The organism is Flavobacterium sp. (genome assembly GCF_027531705.1).
Classification (GTDB): Bacteria; Bacteroidota; Bacteroidia; order Flavobacteriales; family Flavobacteriaceae; genus Flavobacterium.
Genome location: NZ_JAPZSP010000047.1, coordinates 1 through 10,918, shown reverse-complemented (window position 1 = coordinate 10,918; position 10,918 = coordinate 1). Strand labels below are relative to the sequence as shown.

The 10,918-nt window shown below is 33.3% G+C and carries 10 protein-coding genes and 2 tRNA genes; 4 read left to right on the top strand and 8 right to left on the bottom strand.

The window, feature by feature from the left end; all coding sequences use genetic code 11:
• Position 1: 1 nt before the first annotated feature.
• Together O9267_RS14390 and O9267_RS14385 are read right to left on the bottom strand one after the other, a co-directional pair.
• Positions 2–76: transfer RNA gene (locus O9267_RS14390), tRNA-Pro, on the bottom strand.
• A gap of 3 nt (positions 77–79) precedes the next feature.
• On the bottom strand, positions 80–322 hold the full coding sequence (locus tag O9267_RS14385) for a GIY-YIG nuclease family protein (RefSeq protein ID WP_298180789.1): 243 nt from the start codon (positions 320–322) through the stop codon (positions 80–82).
• Between the two features lie 218 nt (positions 323–540).
• Between O9267_RS14385 and trxB the strand changes: the two genes are divergently transcribed.
• Together trxB and O9267_RS14375 are read left to right on the top strand one after the other, a co-directional pair.
• Entirely contained in the window at positions 541–1,488 is a 948-nt protein-coding gene (gene trxB / locus O9267_RS14380) for a thioredoxin-disulfide reductase (protein WP_298180785.1), read from the top strand.
• A gap of 50 nt (positions 1,489–1,538) precedes the next feature.
• Positions 1,539–1,928 carry a hypothetical protein gene (locus O9267_RS14375; RefSeq protein WP_298180783.1) on the top strand — a complete coding sequence of 130 codons (390 nt, stop codon included), beginning with the start codon at positions 1,539–1,541 and terminating at the stop codon, positions 1,926–1,928.
• 82 nt (positions 1,929–2,010) lie between these two features.
• On the opposite strand, the gene O9267_RS14370 is transcribed toward O9267_RS14375, so the two are convergent.
• From O9267_RS14370 to O9267_RS14345, 6 genes are all read right to left on the bottom strand, one after another.
• Complete coding sequence (locus O9267_RS14370) at positions 2,011–2,850, bottom strand: DUF4440 domain-containing protein (RefSeq protein WP_298180781.1); 840 nt, start codon at positions 2,848–2,850, stop codon at positions 2,011–2,013.
• A gap of 24 nt (positions 2,851–2,874) precedes the next feature.
• Positions 2,875–4,023, bottom strand: a complete 1,149-nt coding sequence (locus O9267_RS14365) for an aldo/keto reductase (RefSeq protein WP_298180779.1) — start codon at positions 4,021–4,023, stop codon at positions 2,875–2,877.
• 77 nt (positions 4,024–4,100) lie between these two features.
• Positions 4,101–4,979: an AraC family transcriptional regulator gene (locus tag O9267_RS14360; protein WP_298180777.1), complete on the bottom strand. Its 879-nt coding sequence runs from the start codon at positions 4,977–4,979 to the stop codon at positions 4,101–4,103.
• A gap of 38 nt (positions 4,980–5,017) precedes the next feature.
• On the bottom strand, positions 5,018–6,331 hold the full coding sequence (rimO, locus tag O9267_RS14355) for a 30S ribosomal protein S12 methylthiotransferase RimO (RefSeq protein WP_298180775.1): 1,314 nt from the start codon (positions 6,329–6,331) through the stop codon (positions 5,018–5,020).
• Between the two features lie 222 nt (positions 6,332–6,553).
• Positions 6,554–8,092 carry an outer membrane protein transport protein gene (locus tag O9267_RS14350; RefSeq protein ID WP_298180773.1) on the bottom strand — a complete coding sequence of 513 codons (1,539 nt, stop codon included), beginning with the start codon at positions 8,090–8,092 and terminating at the stop codon, positions 6,554–6,556.
• A 28-nt stretch (positions 8,093–8,120) separates the two neighbouring features.
• The gene (locus O9267_RS14345) at positions 8,121–9,149 is read right to left on the bottom strand and encodes a hypothetical protein (protein WP_298180770.1); all 1,029 of its coding nucleotides are present in this window, start codon (positions 9,147–9,149) and stop codon (positions 8,121–8,123) included.
• A gap of 101 nt (positions 9,150–9,250) precedes the next feature.
• On the opposite strand from O9267_RS14345, the gene proS reads away from it, so the two are divergent.
• Positions 9,251–10,729, top strand: coding sequence for a proline--tRNA ligase (gene proS, locus O9267_RS14340; RefSeq protein ID WP_298180768.1), 1,479 nt, complete (start codon positions 9,251–9,253; stop codon positions 10,727–10,729).
• Between the two features lie 84 nt (positions 10,730–10,813).
• Positions 10,814–10,885 (top strand) — tRNA-Glu (locus O9267_RS14335).
• Positions 10,886–10,918 lie beyond the last annotated feature (33 nt).

The following is a 10,918-nucleotide window of genomic DNA, read 5'->3' as shown; positions in this document are numbered from 1 at the left end:
GTCGGGGTGGCAGGATTCGAACCTGCGGCCTCCTGCTCCCAAAGCAGGCGCGATAACCGGGCTACGCTACACCCCGAATTTAAAAGAAACCAATATCAGTAAGATATCTTTGTGCTCCTCTTTTTTTTATTTTAAGTTCTAAAAGCATTGCTTCAGAACGAGTTTTAAATTCAATTTTGTAAATCAACACCCAAGGTTTTCCTGATTTTGTTGATGAACTTAAGCCATTATTATGTCTTCTTAATCTATCATCAATATTATTAGTCTGACCAGTATAATATTTTGATAAAACTTCACTAAATATTATATAAACACAATACATATCGATTACTTTAACCTTGCGGTCTTCTCGCAGAGCGAGACGCGATAACCGGGCTACGCTACACCCCGAAAGCGGGTGCAAATATAGCAATAAGTTTCGCTTTTCAAAAGAAATTAAATAAATAAATAAAATTTATTTAAGAATAGTAATTTTGGATTTGTATGAATATGATTTTTTATAATTATAGTTTACATTTGTGACACAAAAAAATCACAAATATGTCTGATACAATCGAAAAAGTAAAATGCTTAATAATAGGTTCTGGACCTGCAGGCTATACTGCTGCTATTTATGCCTCTAGAGCTAATATGTTTCCAGTTCTATACCAAGGAACACAACCTGGTGGACAATTGACCACCACTAATGAAGTAGAGAATTGGCCAGGAAATCCAGAAGGAATTACAGGACCACAAATGATGGTTGGTTTGCAAGAGCAAGCACAACGTTTTGGCACCGATGTTCGTGATGGTTGGGTAACCAAAGTAGATTTTACGGGACCAATTCATAAAGTGTGGATTCATGACGGAAAAGAATTGCATTGCGAAACGGTAATTATTTCTACTGGAGCTTCTGCTAAATATTTAGGTTTGCCATCAGAGCAACATTATTTGCAAATGGGTGGCGGTGTTTCTGCTTGTGCTGTTTGCGACGGATTCTTTTATAGAAACCAAGAAGTTGTGATAGTTGGAGCAGGGGATTCTGCTTGTGAAGAAGCACATTATTTATCTAAATTATGTAAAAAAGTCACTATGTTAGTTCGTAGCGAACAATTTAGAGCTTCTAAAATTATGGAAGCACGTGTTCGCAAAACAGAAAACATTGAAATATTGATGAACCACGATACTGTTGAAGTTTTGGGCGATGGACAAGTAGTGACTTCTGTTAAGGTTTTGAATAAAACTACTAAAGAAGAGCATGAAATTCCGGCGACTGGATTTTTTGTGGCGATTGGTCACAAACCGAATACTGATATTTTCAAAGATTTTATCACACTAGACGAAACGGGTTATATTGTAAATGTTCCTGGAAGTTCTAAAACAAATGTTAAAGGTGTATTTGTTTCTGGCGATGCAGCCGATCATGTTTACAGACAAGCTATAACTGCTGCAGGAACTGGTTGTATGGCGGCTTTGGATGCTGAAAGATATTTGGCTTCTTTGGAGTAGATTTGGTTGTCGGTTGACAGTTATCAGTTGACAGTTTTAAATATTATAGAATGAGAAATTTATTTATTTTAATTGTGTTATTTCTTTTTTCTTGTTGTTCTGAAAAGAAAAATGCAACAATTAATTTTGAAGATAATATACTTAACGAAGTTATTGAGAATTCTAATGGTATATCTATTGAATTACCTGACTTATATTCTAAACTTGAAGATAAAATCCTTACCGATAATGAAGAAAAGTCAATTCTTGTTGAAAAGTTAAGAGCTAAAGGTTTTAAAGTAATAAATTTTGGTCGTGGTAATCATTTTAATGGACCAAGAATTGTGATTTTTACATTAAAAAATAATGATTGTGAATGTGAAGTTTCAAAATTATATTATGCAACAAGTGTAGATTCATTATACCAGATTAAAGAAAAAATTAGTTGCAAAAAAATATAAAGTGTATTTAAGTTTATGCTTTTAAATATAAAAAAAAGTGATGAGGTTATTTCATCACTTTTTTTGTATTCTAAAATTGATATTATGGTGTCAGCAATTTTGTAAATGACATGGAAAGTAATGTCCAAGTATCATCAATTCGAACATATACTTCTGTTACTACAAAAGGGTTTATTACTTCATTGCCACCGACTATTGCTGTAAGACGAATTTTGTTTAAGAGAACTGCAGTGTTTTCAATAAATTGAACCGAACTTTCTTGAATTTCAGCTTTTTTGTATTGAATATGTCCTTCTTTTATTACGTTTAATTCTTGTTCTTTACTCATGGTTGCGCCCATGTGAACAAAAGCGGCTTTTTCACTGAACAGCTTGTTCAACTCATCTGTTTTGCGTTCTGCCATCCAATTCCATTTGGTTTTAGATAAATCGAGAAGTTCTTGTTCACTATTTTTTGGGGTTAATTCAATATTATTTTTTGGATATTCGGAATCAGATAAAGGTTCTAGCCAAATTGTTTTTCCTTTTTGTGTTGGTGTTGTAGCTATGTAAACAAATTCAGTTGTTGGTGTTGCTCCATGCCAATGTTCTACATCAGGATTGCATTTTATTACATCACCTTTATGTAAAGTTTGAATTGGTTTTTGTCTTTCTTGATAATAACCAATCCCATTTGTAACGAGTAAAACTTGTCCGCCTGGATGCTTATGCCAATCTAATCTTGCATTTGCCGAAAAAGTGGCTTGTGTAATGTTGTAACTAAAAACTTCGTTAGCTTTGGTTAGTTCATTGAGCCAAACATCTCCAACATGATGTGCATTATTTGGTGATAGTTCTCCTTTTGGAAAAACTGTAGCAATTTGTGCATTCAAATTTGAAATTTGAGTAATCAAAATTAGAAGTAAGAAATAGATATTTTTCATTTTGGTAAGTTTTAATAATGTTTTTTATTTCAATACAGATTCAACTCCCATAGCATCAATAATTTGTTGTGTATTTTTTGGACCTGCAATTTCAATTTTAGACAATCCTAAATTAAATTCAGTAAGTTCATCATTGGTAAAGGTAAAAGAATTTGATTTAATGTTTTCAATTAAATGTTCGATGTTTGATGTGCCAGGAATTGGAACAATCCAAGGTTTTTGCGCCTGAAGCCATGTAAGTGCTATTTGAGCAGTTGTCATGTTTTTTCTATTTCCCCACTGTTTAACAAATTCAAGTAACTTCATGTTTTGTTTTAAATTTTCTGAATTTGTAACTCTTGGTAAAATAGCACGAAAATCCCCTTGTCCAAATTTTGAGTTTTCATTAATACTTCCGCCAAAAAAACCGTATCCCATTGGACACCATGGCACAAAACCAATACCTAATTCTTCACAAAGTGGAATTGTAGTAGTTTCATAATCTCTTGTCCATAGAGAATATTCGTTTTGAATAGCAGAAAGTGGTAATACCGCATGCGCTCTTCTTATAGTTTTTAAACCTGGCTCAGAAAGTCCCCAGTTTAACACTTTGCCTTCTTTTACTAAATCTTTAATTGTTCCTGCAACATCTTCTATAGGCACATTTGGGTCAACTCTATGTTGGTAATATAAATCGATGTAATCCGTATTTAACCTTTTCAAAGAACCTTCAACGGCTCTCCTAATATTCTCTGGACTACTGTTTAATTGTCTTCCGCGTCCATTTTGATGATTTGGATTAACTTCAAATCCAAATTTGGTGGCAAGTACAATATCTTTTCTAAAAGATTTTACTGCTTCGCCAATTTGAGTTTCATTTGTAAACGGGCCATAAACTTCAGCTGTATCAAAAAAAGTAATTCCATTGTCGTATGCTTTTGCGTAAAGTTGATTTACAAAACTTTGTTCTCTTACACCTCCACCGTAAAAACCAACTACTGGTAATCCTCCAAGTCCAATAGCTGAAACTTCTAAATTACCAAGTTTACGTTTGTTATTAGTAGGATTGTTTTGATTTTTAGTTGTGCTATTTATTGATTTACAGCTAGATAAAAGTGTTTGTCCAACCAAAAGTCCTGCACTTGCTAAGATTGTTTGCGATATAAAATTACGTCTGCTATTATTATTTTCCATGATTTACAATTTAGAATGTAAATTTCATGTAATACGTTTTTAGATAAAAGTAAAATACAAACTATAAATTGAATAAATCAAACATTTCTATATTTAAGAGGTGTTTGGCCTACATATTTCTTAAAGAAATTATTAAAATAAGTAGTTTCTTCAAATCCTAAGGAATAAGCAATTTCAGAAACATTTTTGGAGCTATGTTTCAACATTGATTTAGCTTCTTGAATTATTTTTTGGGAAATAATTTGTGTTGTTGTTTTTTGAGTTGTCTTTTTTACGGCTCTATTCAAGTGATTAATGTGAATAGACAATTGATTAGCAAAGTCGGAAGCTGAACGGAGATTTAGTTTATTATTTTTTTTATCAATAGGAAATTGGCGATCTAAAAGTTCAAGAAATAAAGCTGTAATTCTATTAGATGAATCAATTTTAGAATTTTCAAAATTGTTTGATGGTTGTAATTTCATCGCTAAATGGATGAGTTCAAAAACCAAATTTCTTAAAACATCATATTTGTAGATATATTCGGTTGCTTCCTCTTTTAGCATTTTTTCAAAAATAGAAGTTGCCGTTTCAAACTCTTCTTTTGTCAATTCAAAGATGTGTGTTCCATTAACTTTAAAAACATCATATTGCGTAATAGCACCAAATTGCGCGAAAAAGTTTGGAAGAAAAATACAAAAATGACCGCTAATTATTTCCTCTCTTTTTTCCCAACTATATGGGATTTGAGGATTGGAAAACGATATAGCATATTTTTTTACAGCAACGCTTTTATCTGCATAATGAAAAACACCTTTTCCTTTGACTAGTGTTATTTTAAAATGTTCTCTAGTTCTGTAAACAGTTGGTTTATTATTAATTTTAAGAAAAGATTCAAGACTAAAAACATTAAAATCGCCACTTGGACTACAAGAATCCACTTTTGAATTTATTGTATTTTGACTATTTTCTTTCATTAATTATTAATTTAAAATTAAATTCTACGTTCTAATTTCTAAACAACTTCTCCGTACAAGTCAAATTCAGTTGCTTCAGTGATTTTTACGTTTATGAATTCGCCTGTTTTAAGGTAATTTTTGGTTGCATCTAGCAACACTTCGTTGTCTACATCTGGACTATCAAATTCGGTTCTACCAATAAAATGATTTCCTTCTTTACGGTCAATTATACATTTGAAAACTTGTCCGACTTTTTCTTGATTCAAATCCCATGAAATTTGTGATTGCAATTCCATTAGTTCATTTACTCTTTCTTGTTTTACTTCGGCAGGAACGTCGTCTTCTAGCAAATAGGCATGCGTGTTTTCTTCGTGAGAATACGCAAAACAACCCATTCGGTCAAATTTCATTTCCTGAACAAATCCTTTCAAAGTTTCAAAATCTTCACGTGTTTCGCCAGGATAACCCACAATCAATGTGGTACGAATGGCAATTCCGGGAACTGCGGCACGAAAGTCTTTAAGTAATTGAGTCGTTTTTTCTTTGGTAGTTCCACGACGCATTGATTTTAGGATGTTATCCGAAATATGTTGTAGCGGAATATCAATATAGTTACAAATTTTCGGTTCACGCTTCATAACAGCCAAAACATCCATCGGAAAACCAGTAGGGAAGGCGTAATGTAGTCTTATCCATTCAATTCCTTCTACTTTTACCAAAGCTTCTAATAATTCGGCAAGATTTCGTTTTTTATAAATATCCAAGCCATAATAGGTCAAATCTTGTGCAATCAAAATCAATTCTTTTACACCATCACGAGCCAAACCTTCTGCTTCTTTAACCAATTTTTCAATAGGTTGCGAAACGTGTTTGCCACGCATAATCGGAATAGCACAAAAACTACACGGTCTATCACAACCTTCGGCAATTTTTAGGTAAGCGTAATTTTTAGGAGTTGTCGTTAATCGTTCGCCCAATAATTCGTGTTTATAATCGGCACCAAGCGCTTTTAGTAACAAAGGCAATTCGGTAGTGCCAAAAAACTGATCTACATTTGGAATTTCTTTCTCCAAATCTGGACGGTATCTTTCCGACAAACAGCCAGTAACGAAGACTTTATCAACCAATCCGCGTTCTTTCTTATCGGCATATTCCAATATCATGTTTACCGATTCTGCTTTGGCATTGTCTATAAATCCGCAGGTGTTTATTACAATAATATTTCCTTCTGTTTCAGCTGGAGCTTCATGTTCAACTTCTTTTCCGCTGGCTTTTAGTTGTCCCATTAGGACTTCACTGTCATAAATATTTTTCGAACAACCTAGCGTTATTACGTTAATTTTATTCTTTTTTACCGATTTGGTTCTCATGCTTCTTTATATATTGAGGTGCAAAATTACAGTATTTATTTTTAGGAGCACTAACTTTTGGGCATTTTCAGAAAGGTTCGTTCCAGCTTTTCGCTACAATCTTTTCTTTTTTAAAGAAAAAAAGAAAAGGATTTTCTCTGCAATCTGGGCTAGCAGTTGAGTTTTGGGCAAAAAAAAACCACTCGAAAGACGAATGGTTTTCTATAAAACGTTAAGTTTCTATTACAATTCAAATAGTAATGTTAAAGAAACATTGTTGTTTACTGAATTAATTCTGGCTGCGTCTATAAACCCTTGTTCAAAAAAACTTGGGTTTGAAATTCTTTTAGCATACGTATATGATAAATCCAATTTAGTATCTCCAAAATTATAACCAAGTCCGCCAGAATAGCTTTTTAAGCTACCTATTGTCCAACTATTTTTATAAGGACTTTCCTCACTTCTGTGACCAGCTCTTAGACTAAATTGTTTGATTCTGTATTCAGCACCAATTCTAATTTCACCTGTTGTATCAAGAATATCATTCATTCTATTATTTACGTTTGCAAAATCTCCGTAAGGATCTCTAAATTTAGTGTTGCTATAATCTTTAATGCTATAATCAACACTAATCAATCCTTTTTTACCAAAAATATAAGCAAGACTTCCAGTAAATTTAGAAGGTGTTCTTAATTTGTAAGGATCATAAATCATTGTGATGTTGGAGTCAGAATTTGCATTGCTTATTCCGCTATTTATTGTATAAACATTATAAGTAGGATTACTATAATTTATAAAATTTGTCCCAGTTGTATTCAAATTCTGTTTTAATTCGTCGTTCAATTTGTACCAAGTTGGAGATTCATAAGACAATCCAGCACGAATTTCTTTATTTATTTTTCCAATAACACCTAGATTGAATGAAAATCCACTTCCATAAGTGTATAAATCATTGTCAAAAGATGAGCTATTTACACCATTATTATTGTTGCGTTCTACAAAACGAGTTGATTGTATATAATCTGTAAAATGAGAATTCAAGCTAAGGCCAAAGAAAATTTTATCTTTATAAGAAGCAGCACCATTAAAAGTTAGTTTTCCATTAAAACCTGTTGCTACAATTGAATTTTCTTGGTAATAATTTCCACCAGCATTATTTGTGCTGTAAGTATCATTGTTTTCGTCTAAAACATTTGGTTTTATTACATTTGTTAAGATTCCGATATAGGCTTGTTGATCGGCATAGTTTAATTCTTCATAGTAATAATCTTTAATATTGCTAAGAAAAAAACCGCCTTGAGTAGCAGTAGGATTAGCATAACTCAAAAAGTAATTTGCTACAGAATTATTAGGATTTGTACCTTTTGAAAACAAAGAATTATCATAATTATTGGTGTTTTCGTAGTTCAAAGCAAATGAAAACTTGTTCCAATCACTTTTGCCAGAACGATCTTCAAAAATAAATACAGCACCACCTTGACTTAGGTCAAACGTATTTTCAGATTGACTTGTTTTCGAACCAAAATAATTAGCATTATTTTTAGTATTAAAACTTGTCAAAGTACCACCAGCCTGATTATTGGCAAACACAACACTTCCCGCCGGATTTACATTTATAGCTGATAAGTCACCGCCAAGTGCGCCAAAAGCTCCACCCATCGCTCTGAAACGAGCTGTTCCGTTCAAGTTTTCTTGAGCCAATCTGATTGCATCAGGAATCTCTTGAGCATTAACACAATTTATGCTGATAATAGCTGTAAAGGCTAAAAAATATTTTTTCATTTTTCTAAATTTAAATAGATACTAAATTTTATCGTCTACCTCCGCCACCTGAACGAGAACCTCCGGCACCGCCACCAGATCTAGAACCTCCACCACCACCAGAACTTGATCTTGTAGAAGATGAATTACTTGGTGAATAGTTGTTTGAACGAGTGCTGTTTGATGAGTTGTTGCTTGGTGTATAAGTATTATTTCTTGTTGGCGATGTAGTTGTTCTAGTTGGACTACTTGAATTATCTCTAGTCGTATTAGAACCATTGTAAGTTCTAACTGGAGAGTTGCTGTTACTTCTTATAGTATTACTTCTAGTACTTGAAGTTCTAGTTGGAACATAATCTGCTCTTCGAGTACCAGTAACTGTTGTACTTCTAGTAATTGTATTACTACTTCTTCTATAATCTCTTGAAGAATTTCCTTCAGGTCTTCCGTAGGTTGAACCTCTTCTACCATTTCCATAAGCATAGTTGTTATGATAATTGTTTCCGTAGAAACCATTTCCATACCAATTATTCCAGCCCCAGTTATTCCATCCCCAACCTGGACCATACCATGAGTTCCATCCCCATCCCCAGTTTGGACCGTACCATGAATTCCAACCCCAATTATTCCAACCCCAATTATTCCAACCCATTCCCCAATTGTTCCAACCCCATCCATTCCATGAGTTCCATGCGGCATTATTCCATCCCCAGTTATTGTCATAAACATTTACAGTAACGTTAGAAGGATTAGAACCCCAAGCTGCAGATTGATTTCTGTCTTGAGTTGCTAAAGTGTCTTTGTAAGAAGAATAACTTTCAACATCGGTAAAAACTTCATCTTGTTGGTCGTCACGAAGAGAATTGAAATATTCAGTATATTTATTACTTTCGGTTGCTTTGGCTTGACCATCATTTACAGATGTTTGAGCTACTTTTTCGCTTTCACCACCATAAATTCCATCTCTATCATAATAAGATTTATTTTGATAAGAACCACATGATGTAGCCATCAAAGTAAGAAGTCCAACTATTGAATAAATGGACAATTTTCCGGAATTATAATAATTTGTTTTCATAAGAATAGTATTTTTATTGTTGGTCATTACAAAAATAGTTAGTTTTGCCGAACTATTTAGTTAATTAAATATTAAACAATTTTTATGCCAAACTATTCATCATGAGTAAGAACTTAACAAAGAGAGCAGAAGACTATTCCAAATGGTATAACGAGCTTGTAGTAAAAGCAGATTTAGCCGAAAATTCAGGCGTTAGAGGTTGTATGGTAATCAAACCGTATGGCTACGCAATTTGGGAAAAAATGCAAGCAGAATTAGACAGAATGTTTAAAGAAACAGGTCATAGTAATGCCTATTTTCCGCTTTTTGTTCCCAAAAGTATGTTTGAAGCAGAAGAAAAAAATGCAGAAGGATTTGCCAAAGAATGTGCCATTGTGACGCATTATCGCTTAAAAAATGATCCAGATAAACCAGGAAAATTAATGGTTGATCCAAATGCAAAATTGGAAGAAGAATTAATTGTTCGTCCTACAAGTGAAGCTATTATTTGGAGCACATACAAAAACTGGGTTCAATCTTATAGAGATTTACCTTTGTTAATTAATCAATGGGCCAATGTTGTTCGTTGGGAAATGAGAACGCGTTTGTTCTTGAGAACTGCAGAGTTTTTGTGGCAAGAAGGACACACAGCGCATGCAACCAAAGCAGAAGCTATTGAAGAATCTGAAAAGATGATGAATGTTTATGCTGATTTTGCTCAAAATTTTATGGCAATTCCAGTAATAAAAGGATTAAAAACAGAAACTGAACGTTTTGCTGGAGCTGATGAAACTTATTGTATTGAAGCATTAATGCAAGATGGAAAAGCTTTACAAGCGGGAACTTCTCACTTTTTAGGGCAAAATTTTGCTAAAGCATTTGAGGTGAAATTTGCTAATCAAGAAGGGAAACAAGAATATGTTTGGGGAACTTCTTGGGGAGTTTCTACTCGTTTGATGGGTGCATTAGTTATGACGCACTCTGATGATAACGGATTAGTGTTGCCTCCAAACTTGGCTCCAATTCAAGTAGTAATTGTGCCTATTTTTAAAACTGATGAAGAATTAGAAAAGATAACATTTGTAGTTAATGAATTGGTCTCACAATTTAAAAAATTAAAAATCTCGGTTAAATTTGATAATAGAACAACACAAAAACCTGGATTCAAATTTGCTGAATGGGAATTAAAAGGTGTTCCAGTTAGAATAGCAGTAGGACCAAAAGATTTAGAAAACGGAACTTTTGAAGTAGCTAGACGTGATACTTTAACAAAAGAAGTTGTTTCAAAAGATGGAATTGTGGCTTATATAAACGATTTGTTGGAGACAATTCAGGCTGATTTATTCAATAAAGCATTGAATTATAGAGATACACATATTACTGAAGTAAATTCTTTTGAAGAGTTCAAAGAGGTGTTAGAAAATAAAACAGGATTCATTTCGGCACATTGGGATGGAACATCAGAAACGGAAGAAAAAATTAAGGATTTAACTAAGGCAACCATTCGTTGTATTCCTTTGGATAGAAAAAATGAAGAAGGAGCCTGTGTTTTTTCAGGAGCTAAGTCTACTGGTAGAGTGTTGTTTGCAAAAGCGTACTAAAAAAAAATAAAAAAAGTGCTTGCTTCTATTGCGTGAATTAAAAATAGTTGTATTTTTGCACTCGCATTACAAAAATGATGTAATGGCCCGTTCGTCTATCGGTTAGGACGCCAGGTTTTCATCCTGGTAAGAGGGGTTCGATTCCCCTACGGGCTACAAGTTCAGTTTTTATTGAAAATAAATATTATC

Coding starts and splice junctions, on each gene's coding strand:
- O9267_RS14360 (WP_298180777.1), bottom strand. CDS start 4,979: ATGAAAGAAAATAGTCAAAATACAATAAATTCAAAAGTGGATTCTTGT.
- rimO (WP_298180775.1), bottom strand. CDS start 6,331: ATGAGAACCAAATCGGTAAAAAAGAATAAAATTAACGTAATAACGCTA.
- O9267_RS14375 (WP_298180783.1), top strand. CDS start 1,539: ATGAGAAATTTATTTATTTTAATTGTGTTATTTCTTTTTTCTTGTTGT.
- O9267_RS14350 (WP_298180773.1), bottom strand. CDS start 8,092: ATGAAAAAATATTTTTTAGCCTTTACAGCTATTATCAGCATAAATTGT.
- O9267_RS14370 (WP_298180781.1), bottom strand. CDS start 2,850: ATGAAAAATATCTATTTCTTACTTCTAATTTTGATTACTCAAATTTCA.
- O9267_RS14345 (WP_298180770.1), bottom strand. CDS start 9,149: ATGAAAACAAATTATTATAATTCCGGAAAATTGTCCATTTATTCAATA.
- O9267_RS14385 (WP_298180789.1), bottom strand. CDS start 322: ATGTATTGTGTTTATATAATATTTAGTGAAGTTTTATCAAAATATTAT.
- O9267_RS14365 (WP_298180779.1), bottom strand. CDS start 4,023: ATGGAAAATAATAATAGCAGACGTAATTTTATATCGCAAACAATCTTA.
- proS (WP_298180768.1), top strand. CDS start 9,251: ATGAGTAAGAACTTAACAAAGAGAGCAGAAGACTATTCCAAATGGTAT.
- trxB (WP_298180785.1), top strand. CDS start 541: ATGTCTGATACAATCGAAAAAGTAAAATGCTTAATAATAGGTTCTGGA.